Annotated in this window: 13 protein-coding genes and 1 pseudogene; 7 read left to right on the top strand and 7 right to left on the bottom strand. The window is 46.0% G+C overall.

Annotation, left to right across the window (positions count from 1 at the left end):
* Nucleotides 1-12: 12 nt before the first annotated feature.
* Together B5D77_RS24505 and psaM are read right to left on the bottom strand one after the other, a co-directional pair.
* A complete protein-coding gene (locus tag B5D77_RS24505) occupies nucleotides 13-363 on the bottom strand; it encodes a hypothetical protein (protein ID WP_106909837.1) in 351 nt (116 codons plus the stop codon).
* Nucleotides 364-518: 155 nt separating this feature from the next.
* Complete coding sequence (psaM, locus tag B5D77_RS24500; RefSeq protein ID WP_012264462.1) at nucleotides 519-611, bottom strand: photosystem I reaction center subunit XII; 93 nt, start codon at nucleotides 609-611, stop codon at nucleotides 519-521.
* A 189-nt stretch (nucleotides 612-800) separates the two neighbouring features.
* Between psaM and B5D77_RS24495 the strand changes: the two genes are divergently transcribed.
* The gene (locus B5D77_RS24495) at nucleotides 801-1520 is read left to right on the top strand and encodes a TerC family protein (protein ID WP_106909836.1); all 720 of its coding nucleotides are present in this window, start codon (nucleotides 801-803) and stop codon (nucleotides 1518-1520) included.
* 421 nt (nucleotides 1521-1941) lie between these two features.
* Here the strand turns inward: B5D77_RS24495 and B5D77_RS24490 are convergent, their stop codons facing one another.
* The gene (locus B5D77_RS24490) at nucleotides 1942-3540 is read right to left on the bottom strand and encodes a vanadium-dependent haloperoxidase (protein ID WP_254053016.1); all 1599 of its coding nucleotides are present in this window, start codon (nucleotides 3538-3540) and stop codon (nucleotides 1942-1944) included.
* Between the two features lie 7 nt (nucleotides 3541-3547).
* Between B5D77_RS24490 and B5D77_RS27560 the strand changes: the two genes are divergently transcribed.
* On the top strand, nucleotides 3548-3943 hold the full coding sequence (locus B5D77_RS27560; RefSeq protein WP_253852033.1) for a hypothetical protein: 396 nt from the start codon (nucleotides 3548-3550) through the stop codon (nucleotides 3941-3943).
* Nucleotides 3944-4678: 735 nt separating this feature from the next.
* Nucleotides 4679-5161 (top strand): thiol-disulfide oxidoreductase DCC family protein, encoded by a 483-nt coding sequence (locus B5D77_RS24485; RefSeq protein ID WP_106909834.1) that lies wholly within the window; start codon nucleotides 4679-4681, stop codon nucleotides 5159-5161.
* A 146-nt stretch (nucleotides 5162-5307) separates the two neighbouring features.
* Here B5D77_RS24485 and B5D77_RS24480 read toward each other — a convergent pair whose 3' ends face one another.
* Nucleotides 5308-5982 (bottom strand): cadmium resistance transporter, encoded by a 675-nt coding sequence (locus B5D77_RS24480; protein ID WP_008199882.1) that lies wholly within the window; start codon nucleotides 5980-5982, stop codon nucleotides 5308-5310.
* 216 nt (nucleotides 5983-6198) lie between these two features.
* Between B5D77_RS24480 and B5D77_RS24475 the strand changes: the two genes are divergently transcribed.
* Together B5D77_RS24475 and B5D77_RS24470 are read left to right on the top strand one after the other, a co-directional pair.
* Nucleotides 6199-7461, top strand: a complete 1263-nt coding sequence (locus B5D77_RS24475) for a sulfonate ABC transporter substrate-binding protein (RefSeq protein WP_106909833.1) — start codon at nucleotides 6199-6201, stop codon at nucleotides 7459-7461.
* Between the two features lie 12 nt (nucleotides 7462-7473).
* Nucleotides 7474-7658 (top strand): annotated as a pseudogene (locus tag B5D77_RS24470) (thiol-disulfide oxidoreductase); the annotation flags it as partial.
* A gap of 67 nt (nucleotides 7659-7725) precedes the next feature.
* Here B5D77_RS24470 and sigC read toward each other — a convergent pair.
* The 3 genes from sigC to B5D77_RS24455 form a co-directional block, all read right to left on the bottom strand.
* Entirely contained in the window at nucleotides 7726-8970 is a 1245-nt protein-coding gene (sigC, locus tag B5D77_RS24465; RefSeq protein ID WP_106909832.1) for an RNA polymerase sigma factor SigC, read from the bottom strand.
* Between the two features lie 218 nt (nucleotides 8971-9188).
* Nucleotides 9189-10250: an anthranilate phosphoribosyltransferase family protein gene (locus tag B5D77_RS24460; RefSeq protein WP_008199876.1), complete on the bottom strand. Its 1062-nt coding sequence runs from the start codon at nucleotides 10248-10250 to the stop codon at nucleotides 9189-9191.
* 43 nt (nucleotides 10251-10293) lie between these two features.
* Nucleotides 10294-11265 carry a LysR family transcriptional regulator gene (locus B5D77_RS24455; protein ID WP_008199874.1) on the bottom strand — a complete coding sequence of 324 codons (972 nt, stop codon included), beginning with the start codon at nucleotides 11263-11265 and terminating at the stop codon, nucleotides 10294-10296.
* A 157-nt stretch (nucleotides 11266-11422) separates the two neighbouring features.
* On the opposite strand from B5D77_RS24455, the gene B5D77_RS24450 reads away from it, so the two are divergent.
* Together B5D77_RS24450 and arsM are read left to right on the top strand one after the other, a co-directional pair.
* Nucleotides 11423-11737 carry a hypothetical protein gene (locus B5D77_RS24450; protein WP_253257733.1) on the top strand — a complete coding sequence of 105 codons (315 nt, stop codon included), beginning with the start codon at nucleotides 11423-11425 and terminating at the stop codon, nucleotides 11735-11737.
* A 362-nt stretch (nucleotides 11738-12099) separates the two neighbouring features.
* The gene (gene arsM, locus B5D77_RS24440) at nucleotides 12100-13074 is read left to right on the top strand and encodes an arsenosugar biosynthesis arsenite methyltransferase ArsM (RefSeq protein ID WP_008199869.1); all 975 of its coding nucleotides are present in this window, start codon (nucleotides 12100-12102) and stop codon (nucleotides 13072-13074) included.
* The last annotated feature ends 123 nt before the right edge of the window (nucleotides 13075-13197 follow it).

Genomic DNA, 13197 nt, shown 5'->3' with positions numbered 1-13197 from the left:
TCTCGCTCGATTCTACTGAGAAACCCAAAAAATGCGTCTTTGATTAGGATCCCGTCGGGGACTTTGTTCCCCCATCACTTGCCGCGCTTGACTAGGATCAAAGCTGCGAGTAAATTGACCGCGCAATTGATTAACCCGTTCCTCCTTTTCCTGGGCTGCCAAACGCAGTTCTTCCAGTTTTGCCTGTTGCATCTGTTGGTAGGGTAGCAAACGAGCGATCGCAAAAACTGCCGTGATCGAAAGAGCGCTATAGGCAATAATTCGCAGCCAAATCTCGATAACTTGCCAGTTTTGGGATTTATTGACGCTTTTTGGCTTTTTGCTCGGTTTTTTGTCGGTTTGGTTTCGTGTTCGTGCGGTCATAGATTTATGAGTACAAGTAAAATCGGTGAGAAAGGTGGCTAATTACTTTTAAGTTACACCCAATCACTGATAACTGATGACCGATAACCAAAAAAACCCCAATCGGTCTATCCTATAGCTAGGTCAGACGGGATCAGGGTTTATTGAAAGCGACTTTACTTATAAAGTTCCGTCGCTAGACGAAAAGCCAAAATCCCGGGGATTAAAGCAATTACCAGAGCGACTAAAACTTGAGTATCAGAAAGCATTGCTGATTATCTCCTCATAAAGATATTCATCCAATACTTTCCGACATCATCGGGGTCCTCTGCATCATTTCGTTACAAGACTTCATATCTCCCCACCCCGGTGACGGTTATCTCCCCTAGAAAAGAAAGTTGTAAAAGCGTTAAGCTGAGGTATTGCCATGATTACATTTATTTTTACCTGCGGCCTCAATGTTAGACTCGCTCCTTGATTCATCTCTAACCCTTAGTCTAAAAACCCCGTTAATTCTGTTGGTTCTCATTGCCCTAGAAGCGGTATTATCAGCAGATAACGCCATTGCTCTCGCTTCCATAGCACAGGGATTAGGAGATCATCAGCGTCAACGTCAGGCCTTGAATATTGGCTTAGTTTTCGCCTATATTCTCCGTATGGTCTTGATTCTTACCGCCACCTGGGTGGTTAAATACTGGCAGTTTGAACTTTTGGGAGCAGTATATTTGCTCTGGTTAGTCTTTAATTACTTTGCCTCCCCGGAAGACAAGGATCACACCCATCATAGTCTCAAGTTTCAATCTCTCTGGCAAGCTATCCCCCTAATTGCCGTTACCGATTTAGCTTTTTCCCTCGATAGTGTTACCACCTCCATCGCCGTGGCCGATGATACTTGGTTGATCCTGCTTGGTGGTACGATCGGAGTAGTTACCCTGCGCTTTATGGCGGGTTTATTTATTCGCTGGTTAGAGGAATACACCCACCTAGAAGATGCCGGTTTTGTCACCGTCGGTTTGGTGGGTTTAAGATTGCTGTTGCGGGTGATTAGTCCCGATTTTGTGCCGCCAGAATGGATTATGATCAGTTTAATTGCTATCCTCTTTGCTTGGGGTTTCTCAAAACGCAACGATCGAGAACCCGTAGAGAGTGATACCATCCCATCTGATAAATTGCCATAAAATAACCCTCAGTATTCAGTATTCAGTATTCAGGAGACAGCCTTGAATCAGTTATCAGTTAAGCTGTTGACTATCTAGGGTTGGTTGAAAAAGTAGGGGCGAAGCATTCGGGCAATAACCTATCGCTGAAACCGTAGATTTTCTATCCGAATGCTTCGCCCCTACAGGATGCCAACCGATCAAGATGCAAGGTTTTTGAGTCACTAGCTTGAAAATCTTGCACCTGCTTCGCCAAAAAAGCCCCAAACCCCTTACCTCGTCAATATTTCACATTTATTCAGCCAACCCTAGATAGGGTTGGCCGAATATTACTGGAAGCCTTCCTAGAAAACAGTTCTGGCACTTTTTTGACTAAAAAAGTGCCAGAGACAAACGTTCCATTGTCAATCATCGGGCCGGAGCCTTAACAACGAACCCGATTTTAAATCGGCTGAAAGACATTTGACGCGACGTAATTGCCAACAGCTAACCCCATGTTAAAAGAATCAATGCAAGCCTCACGGACGTGAACCCCCCCATAAATACGGCCGAGGGCATTTTCCATTCCCGCTTCATAGAAACTATCGAAACTACGAACGACACCAAGAAGTTCTTGGGAGACAGCATCAAATTCATAGTTCTCGCCAAAATAGTGAGTCATCACTCCAGCAAATACTCCCCCCATGGCAGAATGCCCTGACATATAATCCGGGAAAGCTGGCGAATTAACCCCCATTAATGGTGACAGCAAGGGTTTCCAATTGGGATCGCCCACCGTAGAAGCTAGCCCGTCATTAGCCGCAAATCCCCCAGCAATTATGTCATCAGGGCGAGGTTGGAGTTCAGTGTATTTCTCTTTCCAAGCGACGATTACCGCATCTGCCTGCGCGGTATTTAATGCGGCAAATAGGCTGGCATCTTCTAGCAAGGTATTGCCCTCGCGCACCGCAATTTCTTGAGCAATTTGGTTTAATTGACCGTAGGGACGGAAGGTATCAGCCCGGTCATAAGACCAGAAAACAGCCATTTCTGTCTGGTCTGCATTGCGTAAAGTGGTCGTGAGAGTAGTGTTTTGCAAGCCGCCATAGAGCCGGACTTCTTCAATTTCTTGGGCATACAATGTAGGATTTGTGTCGGGACGGCCATCAAGAGTTACATCAATTTGATTTTGCGAGACAAACTGGTCAATGTCGCCAATCGTCCAAGTATCTACTCCCCCCCAGTTCGCACCCACTGCTACCCCAGCAGTCGGGCCCGAGGTTTCTGGTCTCCAGACATAGGCTCCCGACGGCGGAGTGTAAGGCGTATTGTTGCTGGAACCATCATTAGTGCGTAAATTGAGGCTCTGATTGGCTACTAAAATGCCAAAATTAAAACCCCTGCTTTCAGCGGTGGCACTGTCCAGAATCTCCGCCCGAGAATTGGCTACTTGCTGTAAGAACAAGTTATTTTGTCCAGATAATTGAGTAGAGAGAACTCGATAGGCAGCACCAACTACCGCCATCTCCAACGAGGTATTCCCTGGTGCGTTCACATTTACAGCATAGGAGGGATATAAAGTGTTGAAGGCCTGGACCGTATCATAGACGGCAGTAGAAACCAGCGCCATTAAGCGAGAACCTACTGTCGGCGGAACTCCCCGCCCTGCCTTTCCCTCGGCTTGAATCGCATTTAATGCGATCGCATTCCAGTCGATGACGGCGTTAGTATTGAGTCCCGATACTAATTTACTGGTGACATTATTGGTTTCTACTTGTTCGGCAATTTGGTTATCTGCATCGACTTGAGCAATGAGAAAGTAGGCCCCCGGAGCGATGACTGAAGTATTGTTTTGATACTGCAAGTCTAGGGTGACTGACTGCCCAGCGTTTAGGTTCAAGTTTGTGCTGACACTGGTGAGTAAGGCATCGTTACTGTCAATCTGACCGTCAGTAGAAATGTAGAGTTTGACAGTACTAGGTCCACTGGCGATCGCCTGTCCTTGATTAGTGACAATTACCTGTGCATTCCCCAGAGCGCCGAAGTCAACTGTACTTGGCAAACTAATCGTGCCAAAACTGCCCACTAAATCTGGTAGTGAGACACTTGAGGTAAAACTTAAGGCAGGACTTGAGGCAGGACTTAAGGCAGGACTTAAGGCAGGACTTGAGGCAGGACTTAAGGCAGGACTTGAGGTAAGACTTGAGGTAGGACTTGAGGCAGGACTTAAGGCAGGACTTAAGGCAGGACTTGAGGCAGGACTTAAGGCAGGACTTAAGGCAGGACTTGAGGCAGGACTTAAGGCAGGACTTGAGGTAAGACTTGAGGTAGGACTTGAGGTAAGACTTGATTTTTGGTTGTCGTCAACTTTTTTTGGTATCTGTTTTCCGTCAGTATCAAGTCCAATTGCACCTAAAAAATCAACTTTGTTCAAAAGATCATTTAAATCTTTTCGGGAGAGTTGATTTAAATTTTTGTCACCGACAGCATCCTTTAACAACTCATCAATCTTACTGGTCGGGTTTGTACTATTTGGTATTCGCTCGTTCTCGGTTACTTTCTTTTGCTCATCGCGGGTGTTTTCCGGCGATGAGTCGGCGGTAGTTACAAGAGTGGTTGACTTCATGGCAATAAGTTAGAAAAGATTATAAGGCATTCAAGACAGAAAGCATGGAAGCTTAACTTGTTGTTGCGCTCCAGCAGCACACCTATGTCACCATCAGTAGAAATTTACAGGTTCACAGTACGAGTACCGCTTGCGGTCGCAACGCGCTCGCTACGCGAGATCGCCTGTCTTTGATGGGCGACCATTACCTGTGTATTTCCCCCATCTGTGTGAAAATAGTCCTAAGATTGGAATCATAAGCACAATTCAAACTTGAGTTTTGCGACACAACTAAGTGATCTGCCTCACACACTTAAGTGATCTGCATCACACACTTTAGCCCAGATAATCCATAAAGTCAATCACTTTTTACGTCTTCAATCATAGATTTTTTTCGATGGATACGATTATAGTCATTTCATGGCATTTTTCTAAAGTCATGGCAGAGATGGTCACTTGCCCTCACACCCAAACCCTGGGAATTCGTTCAAGGAGGAGGTGGGAGAGGGGAGTACTATGTCTGCCACAAATAAAGAAAAATGCTGTCAAACCCCAACCATTCACTAATCACTAAAACGAGAATCCCTAGAAGATCATGTCATCTTTACCGACTCAATCTGCCGATACCTTAGAAAATTCTACTCGATCGCCCTCTTGGAAAATTAAACTCCTCTACGATGGAGAATGTCCCCTCTGCTTGCGGGAGGTCAATTTTCTGCAAAAACAGGATGCTGGGAGAGGATTAGTTGCTTTTGTCGATATTGCCGCCGAAAACTATAATCCAGAGGAAAATGGCGGTATTTCCTTTGCGGCAGCCATGGGACGAATCCATGCTGTACTAGCCGATGGTACTATCATTCAAAATGTGGAAGTGTTTCGCCAAGTCTATGATATTTTGGGCATTGGTTGGATTTATGCCGCTACCAAATGGCCGGTTATTGGGTTTCTAGTGGATATTATCTATGAAATTTGGGCTTCTTGGCGATTAACCTTAACCGGAAGACCGAATTTACCAACAATCTTAGCAGAGCGTCAAAAGCGTCTGGAATGCAACTCATCAAATCGTTGTTCTCGCTGAGTTAAAATCTCCTAACTCTACACCCTACTCAGAATCACCCCTTGGGATGTGATAATTCTGCCTAGGAAATAAATGGTGTTTTATTCTCTCTTCCTGAATTTTGACTCCCGTGGGATCTGGAGATTGGCGTTTACAGGGGGTCTAATTTAGCCGATGGGAATCAACAGGCGATAGGAGCCGTTATCGAGAATAATCCGTAGGCCCAACCACATCAGCACAAAAGGGAAAAGCTTACTCGCATAACGGCTGAGGACAACCGCGATCCCCGGTTGGCGGGTTAGATTATAGGAGAGAAATAACCAAGTACAGACGATTAGATAGCAGATCGGGATGATTACGGCTAACTGCGCCACGGTACTATTGGCGAATAGGGGAATATAGATACCGAGATTATTGCCGCCATTGGATATCGTGACCGCGGAAACTTTATAGGTTTGGCGATCTCTGAGGACTTGAGCGAGGGATAGTCTGCGGGAGGCAAACCCATGAAATTGGGCGTTTCTTCGCAAATTAACCTTGCGATCTGCGGTTTCCCTCTCGTTATCGCGATTTAACGTCAGTAAATTTCTCACACCGATGAGGATCGGCAGCATTCCGAGAAGACCAATATAAATCGGTGGGATGATTAGGCCGAGTAGAAAACCGACCAAGCTAACCAATACCAAGGCCGTAAACCCGACTAGCTCGCCGACGACAACGTGAACCGGGCGAAAGGTACGATTTACCTCGCTAAAGAAGCCGGTTAGATAAATATTGTCGTCGAAGGTGGTGGCTATGCCGGTGGCCACCGCGATTTTGACGATTTCGATCAACCAATCCATCCATACCACCTCGATCTCTCAAATGCGGGCGCAATTTTATTTTGAAACTATATCATTTTCAATACATTTATAAATGTACTTTGTTACACAATCGAGGAGTCGTGGATTTCTATAGTATGTAGATAAAACTAATGGCAGCTATGCCGAGGGAGTTGGGAAACCCTTCCCTCTTGTCCCCTTTATCGATAATAAATCTTGTTTTCTGCGAGAAATCCCATGCTCCACCGTTCGATTAAGTGTCTCTGGAAACCGTGGCGAAATTGCCGGGGAGTTCTTCCCGCGCTGCTTTTTTTGACCAGTCTGGTGGGGAGCTTTCTCCTGGCTCGATTTTCCGACACGAACGCAAAGCGCTCGCTACGCGAGATCGCCGTCGGTCAAAATTCTCCCTCGGATAACCCGATTCTGAACCTCGTCGATAGCTTTAAATTCCCCCGGAATACCACTCCCCGGCTATTAGAGACCGTGGGATTATTTATCGCCGGAATTCTCTTCTGTATCCTGATCGATCGCTGGTTCAAGCGCTCAACCCCCGACCCTATCACTCCCCTCGCCAAACAAGCGCGGCGGCTAGGAACCATCAAGATCGGCTATCCCGAGGGCATGACCAATCTGGAAGTTCTCCGCGCCCAGGCCTTTCTGGAAAGACGCTTAAAACCCTTGGGGGTGACGGTAACGTGGACGAGTTTTCTGGCCGCTTCCTCTCTGATCGAGGCCTTGAGCAACGGAACGATCGACTTTTGCGGTGGTGGCGGTACGGCGAGTATTTTCTCCCAAGCGGCCGAACACGTCTTCGTCCGGGTGGCCAAAGAGAAATATACCGCCCCGAAAGGTCAGGCGATTCTCGTGCCAGAGGATTCGCCAATAGAGACTTTGGCGGATTTAAAAGGAAAAAGAATCGCCTTCGATCGAGGTTCGAGCGCCCATTATGTCCTCATCCGCGCCCTGATGAGAGTGAATCTAGAATTAAGCGATATCGAACCGGTGTATGCGACTCAACCGGAAGCGCTGGTGCTTTTCCGTCGCGGTGAGATCGACGCTTGGGTGGTCTGGGTTCCCTATTCTCCCACGGAGACGCGCAGCTATCCGGGAAGGTCGTTGGCCGATCTAGAGAGTATCTTTGGGGAAAACGCCTCTGTAGAAGTGCCGACCTATTATTATGCGGTTCCCGAATTGGTGCGGGATTATCCCGATGTACTGAAGGTGATTTTAGAGGAGGTGAACGAGGCGGGGGCCTGGGCCAAACAACAGGAGTTAGAGGCGACGAGACGCTTGGCAGCTCACCACGAGATCGATCCGGCGATCGTGGCTAATCTCGAACAAAGGGCCTCTGAACGTGCCATTATCCCGATCGATGATCGCTCTCTGACGGCCCTACAACACCAAGCTAATATCTTCCGAGACCTGAAGCTGATCCCCCATCGGGTCAATGTGCGCGACGGAACCTATACCCTACAGACAAAACAAAATTGGACATATTAACCGGACAGGGGCATTTTGGGCATCGGTTGGATTTATGCCGCTACCAAATGGCCAGTTATCGGGTTTCTAGTGGATATTATCTATGAAATTTGGGCTTCTTGGCGATTAACCTTAACCGGACGACCGAATTTAAAAACAATCTTAGCAGAGCGTCAAAAACGTCTGGAATGCAACTGACAAATCGTTGTTCTGGCTGAGTTAAAGTCTCCTAAAAAAATAGGGAGTATTTAACTCCCTAGCAGGGTTCTTCTGTTGATGATCTAACTAACTCAACGCTTCAAAATAATCGCGAATTTGGTTACGTCGCTGGGGTTGACGCAGTTTTTGCAACGCTTTCGACTCAATTTGTCGTACCCTTTCCGGGGATAATTCCAAAGTGCGACCGATAGCAGCTAAAGAATGGGATTGACCATCGAGAAAACCATAGCGCAATTCAATCACTTCTCGTTCGCGAGTGGTTAAATCTGCCAATAATTCTCTGATATCTCTTTGCAAAGATTCATCGACAAAATGATTTTCTGAAGACACTGCTTCGGATTCCAAAAGGTCTAATAATTCCGTATCTTTTTCCTTACCCACTTTTATTTCTAAGGAAACCGAACGCGGCACTTTCATCAACAATTCCCGCACCTCTTCAGGAGTCAGAGCTAACTCTTGGGCAATTTCCTCTACGGTCGCAGTGCGACCGCGCATTTGTGAGATTTTCCTTTGTGCCTTCTTAATTTTGTTGAGTTTTTCGGTAATATGAACCGGTAAGCGAATAAGCCGGCTTTGAGTTGCGATCGCTCTCGTCATTCCTTGACGTATCCACCAGTAGGCATAGGTACTAAAACGATAGCCTTTGCTGGGATCAAATTTCTTGACAGCCTGTTCTAAACCGAGGGTTCCCTCTTGAATCAAATCCAATAATTCTAAACCGCGATTCTGATATTTTTTGGCCACCGACACCACCAGACGTAAATTGGCCTTGATCATCTGTTCTTTGGCACGGGTACCAAGGGCAATAATTTCTTCTAATTCCCCCACTTCTAAGCCCGCTAGGTGCGCCCAACGCTGTTTTCCTGCTTTTAAAGCATTTTTTAACTCAGGCACGCTGATTTGCGCGGTTTTTGCCCAGCGTTCTAGGGGGGGACAATGGGCTAATTGAGCGGTTAGCTGATCGCGAACCTCCATTAACTTGACAAATTGCTGTAGTTGTGCATCACCTTGTTTAACGGCAGTGGCGCGCAATTTCACTAAAGACAGATGACGCTGCACCCGTTGCGCTTGTTCAACTTCCTCGTCTCGTTTGAGTAGAGGCACTCTGCCGATGTCTTGTAGGTACAAAAATACTAAGTCGGTAGTTGTGCCGTTGCTGTAGCTTTTTTGGGGACTAGATACTAAATCATCTTCTAAATCACTGCCGAGAAAATCTTCATCTAGGTGGAGGGAGTTTTCCTTCAGTTTTAAGATAGAAAAAGAGGGAGAGATAAATTCACTTTTGATCGTCGAGGGGTTAATTGCAGACATGAGCGCTTTTCTATGGGCGACTGTGATAGGAATTACAAACTTCTAAATCGTTTACCGTAGTCATAGCTTTCCCACTGGAGCGAGAAAATGATGCAGTCGGGAAAGTTTTTTCCCAAAAGTATTTATCTTGAAACCAAGTCTGGGGTTTACCTTCTTGGCCTAACTTCTCGAATTAATGATTGATTTAGAAGTAATTTTCCCTACAACCCTATTCCTATCTATTCCTGATTTTCCAGATAATTAGAGATTTGTTCTAGTTTAGCCAGGGCTTTTCCTGACTGTAAAGATTGTTCTGCTTGCTGGAAACCGGTGGGGATATCTGGGGCAATTCCACAGCGCCAAAGATAAAAACCACCGTTAAAAATTGCCGCATCGGTTAATTCATTATTTTCTCCGGCTAATAAACCCTTTAATTTAGCGGTGAGCAATTCTAAAGATTCCAGGGGATAATCCGAGGGACAGAAGCCATAATCGCGAGGATTTAGGAAAAATCGCTGAAAGGAAGGGGGATCGGTGGGATTTCCCAGACCGATAATTGCCGTCCGATTACAGGCTAAATCACAACTCCCCTCTAATCCTTTCACGGTGGTGAAGTGAGAGATATTTCTCAGGGCAAAAGTTTCGCGAAAACGATCTTCGGTGGGGGGATGAACAAAACCCGATATCTGATGAATATTACCCACAAAAGGCGACCAGATTAACTCTACCGTGGCCATAGGCGGACGTTTACCGATTTGCTCCCGATAGGTAACAAAATTCTCTACTAGGGGAAAATGGCGGGGAATATAGAAAAAAGTCAATCCTGTGGTGATTAAACAGTCTTTCACTGCTGCTAAGGATAATTGACTAAAATCTGCTCCTAATTGCTGCCAGATTTCCCTGAGGGAAATACCGTATTTAGTCGGCATTCGATCGCCCCCGTGCAGGACTACGGGAACCCCTGCCGCCGCTAAGATTAAAGTAGTGATCGGAGTAACCGGGGTAGTGCGAGAACGTCCATCGTAGGGATTGCCAAAAATAGCGATCGGATGCTGAAAAGAGGCTGATTCTAGGGTTATTTCTGGGCCAAGCTCGGCGTAGGCATCAAGCATTCCCGCTAACTCATCGCTGGTGGGGCGTTTAATGCGATGGGCAATCATGAAAGCACCGATTTGGGCGGGGGTTGCCTCTTGGGTTAACATCATCTTGGTGGCCATTGCCGCTTCGGGACGGGTCAAATTTTTGCCCGTATGGGTGCCACTACCGATCGCTTTTAATAATTCTCGAAAAGTATCGCTCATCTCAAGGAAGAAAATAAAGAGTAAATGGGATTGATGGGGATTGCTAAGGCTGGACGTGGTGATTTTCTAAGCTTTTAACCATAATTTGCCGCATTTGCCGCACTAATTGACAAAAATGAGCGATCGGTGGTATCTGTAGGCGATCGCTGGTGGTGACAAGGACTACCTGACGGGTGAGACGATGACTAAATTTACCATTATTAAGATGGGGATTTTCGCTACTAGGGGAAGCAAGAGGACGAATGGCGAGGGTGGCATCGCTATGGGCCTCCATCAGGGCCGATTGGGGCAGAAGAGCGATAATATTACCCTGACGCACCACACCGCGAAAAGCATCGAGGGTGTTTAATTCCATGACAGTTTTTAGGTGGGCATCCTGACGAGAAAACCATTCTTGTACTAATCTTTGCATCCCGTAGCCATCTTTGAAAACCACTTGCGGATAGGGGATTAATTCTGACCATGGCACTTCTTTGTATCGGGCGAGGGGATGATTGGCGGCCATGAGAATTTCGATCGCTTCTTCGTATAATATTTCTACCACCATCTCCGGGCTAGAGGTGAGAAAACGATTATTCATTACCAAGGCCAGATCTACTAAACCATCCCGCAGCACTTTTAGGGCGCGATCGCTGCCTAGGGCTGTAACTCTTAACTGAACTTCTGGGTATTCAGCACAGAATTTCGGCAAAATCGGCGGTAAATAGTGGGCGCAGACGGAATGAATCGCCGCCACGCACAACTCCGGCTGTTTTCCTGCCTGTAGGTCAGTGATTTCCCTGTGAATATTCGTCCATTCTTGACAAATTCGTTTCGCCCGGGGCAGTAATTTCTCGCCGGCAATGGTTAATTTCGCTTGGGCGGTACGATGAAAAAGAGGTAAGCCCAAATCGGTTTCTAGGGATTGAATCTGGCGGCTGATAGTCGATTGGGTGACTCCACACTGGCGCGCCGCTTGACCGAAATTGCCCGTATCGGCTACGGCTAAAAAGGCTTGCAATTGCTCGATCCGCATTCTTTCTCGTTTTAATTACATTCCGTCATGACCTTATGACGATAACGAATTTTATTGGGACTTTTGGTAGAAATTGCTACCGTTTTCTCAGTTATCAGTTATTTCAGCGGTCAGCCTTGAACTACTTCTCGCTCACAATCGGGCTGTTGAACTGTAGTTGCTCAAAAATGATAAGATAGATGCAATAAACCAGATTGAGTCTGAGAAAAAATCAAAAAGGCAATTTATTCAGACTAAAGCCAAAATCAAAGATGGACAATTAATTATCGAGCAACCCCATCAAGATTTGCCAACAGACACAGAGGTTGAACTTGTTATTATTGTCCCCGATAAAAACAAACAAGTTGAGTTTGAACAAGCGCGTACTAATATGCAAGCTGCATTTAAAGAAGCAGGTATCGAAACTCAGGAACAGATTTTAGAGCTTATTCGTGAAGTTAAGCAAGAACTGTTTCAGGAGCGTTATGAATGAGAAGAATTTTTTTAGATACAAATATCTACATTATTGGTCAATTAAAACCTCTTTCACCAGCAGAACAAATCCTTAAATGGTTAGGATATTATACTCCCAATAATCAATCTTAAATAAAACACAACTATTATCTTTAAGTTGATAGATAACAGGATAGCCGCTACTTTTGCCCTTGTGAATATTGCTGTTTTTGATGCGAACTTTAAAGACAGTGTAACCCGTTTCTGGGATTTGAGCGCCGATGAACTTGGCTATCTAAAGGTGATCAGTTAGGGGTTAAAGGTCAGTACAAATGCTAAGATAGCTTTGGGCGAGGATGGGAAGTCGATCCTTGAATTGATCAGAGAAAAGGAGTTGAAAGGATGAAAATGACTTATCTGGAAGCCACTGCCAAATTTTACAGCGAAGTAGCCCAAACTCCTGAAGTGGGGCTATGTTGTGTCCAGGGCAGTCCCTTGCAACTGCCGGGGTTAAAAATCCCCGCCATTATGCAGGAGATGAACTATGGTTGTGGCACGACGGTGCAGGTTAATGAATTGGGCAATTCTCCCAGGGTTTTGTATGTGGGTGTGGGTGGTGGTTTAGAAGCACTGCAATTCGCCTATTTTTCCCGTCGTCCGGGGGGAGTCATTGCGGTGGATCCAGTGCCGGAAATGCGTTGGGCAGCCCAAAGAAATCTCGGCGAAGCACTGCTGGAAAATCCCTGGTTTAGTCTCGATTTTGTGGAAATTAGAGATGGTTCTGCCTTTGAATTGCCGGTGGAGGATGCCTCCGTCGATGTGGTGGCGCAGAATTGTCTTTTTAATATCTTTAAACCAGCCGATTTACAGTTAGCTTTACGCGAAGCTTTTCGCGTCTTAAAACCGGGAGGACGTTTACTGATGAGCGATCCGATCGCCCTTCGTCCAATTCCCGAACATTTGCAAGAAGATCAGCGTTTACGCGCTATGTGTCTATCGGGGGCCTTGACTTACGATGATTATATTCAACAGTTGATCGCTGCTGGTTTTGGTCAGGTAGAAATTCGGGCCCGTCGTCCCTATCGTTTACTGGACTGTCAGAGTTATAATTTAGCCGAGCCGCTCCTCTTAGAAAGTTTGGATTCCGTTGCTTTTAAAGTAGCTATTCCCGAAGATGGGGCCTGTATTTTTACGGGCAGAACTGCTATTTATACTGGTACGGAGGCAATTTTTGATGATGGTGCTGGGCATATTTTAGCCAAAGGATTACCGGTGGCTGTCTGTGATAAAACTGCGAGCAACTTAGCTCGTTTCTCTGCCGAAGATATCCTCATCACCGAGTCCACTTGGCACTATAACGGAGGCGGTTGCTGTTAAAAAAGCAGCGTCGAGACAAGTTTGATCCGTCAGTTACCAGTTACCAGTTATCAGTTATCAGTTATCAGTTACCAGTTATCATTGATTAGTTATTGGTCACTGTTTACTGTTTACTGTTTACCT

Source organism: Microcystis sp. MC19, assembly GCF_003019735.1.
GTDB lineage: Bacteria > Cyanobacteriota > Cyanobacteriia > Cyanobacteriales > Microcystaceae > Microcystis.
This window is presented reverse-complemented; position numbering and strand designations above follow the sequence as displayed.

Bases quoted from the DNA above. Each gene is read 5' to 3' on its own strand.
- B5D77_RS24455 (WP_008199874.1), bottom strand. From the start codon at position 11,265: ATGCGGATCGAGCAATTGCAAGCCTTTTTAGCCGTAGCCGATACGGGC.
- B5D77_RS24495 (WP_106909836.1), top strand. From the start codon at position 801: ATGTTAGACTCGCTCCTTGATTCATCTCTAACCCTTAGTCTAAAAACC.
- arsM (WP_008199869.1), top strand. From the start codon at position 12,100: ATGAAAATGACTTATCTGGAAGCCACTGCCAAATTTTACAGCGAAGTA.
- B5D77_RS24505 (WP_106909837.1), bottom strand. From the start codon at position 363: ATGACCGCACGAACACGAAACCAAACCGACAAAAAACCGAGCAAAAAG.
- B5D77_RS24460 (WP_008199876.1), bottom strand. From the start codon at position 10,250: ATGAGCGATACTTTTCGAGAATTATTAAAAGCGATCGGTAGTGGCACC.
- B5D77_RS24480 (WP_008199882.1), bottom strand. From the start codon at position 5,982: ATGGATTGGTTGATCGAAATCGTCAAAATCGCGGTGGCCACCGGCATA.
- sigC (WP_106909832.1), bottom strand. From the start codon at position 8,970: ATGTCTGCAATTAACCCCTCGACGATCAAAAGTGAATTTATCTCTCCC.
- B5D77_RS24485 (WP_106909834.1), top strand. From the start codon at position 4,679: ATGTCATCTTTACCGACTCAATCTGCCGATACCTTAGAAAATTCTACT.
- psaM (WP_012264462.1), bottom strand. From the start codon at position 611: ATGCTTTCTGATACTCAAGTTTTAGTCGCTCTGGTAATTGCTTTAATC.
- B5D77_RS24475 (WP_106909833.1), top strand. From the start codon at position 6,199: ATGCTCCACCGTTCGATTAAGTGTCTCTGGAAACCGTGGCGAAATTGC.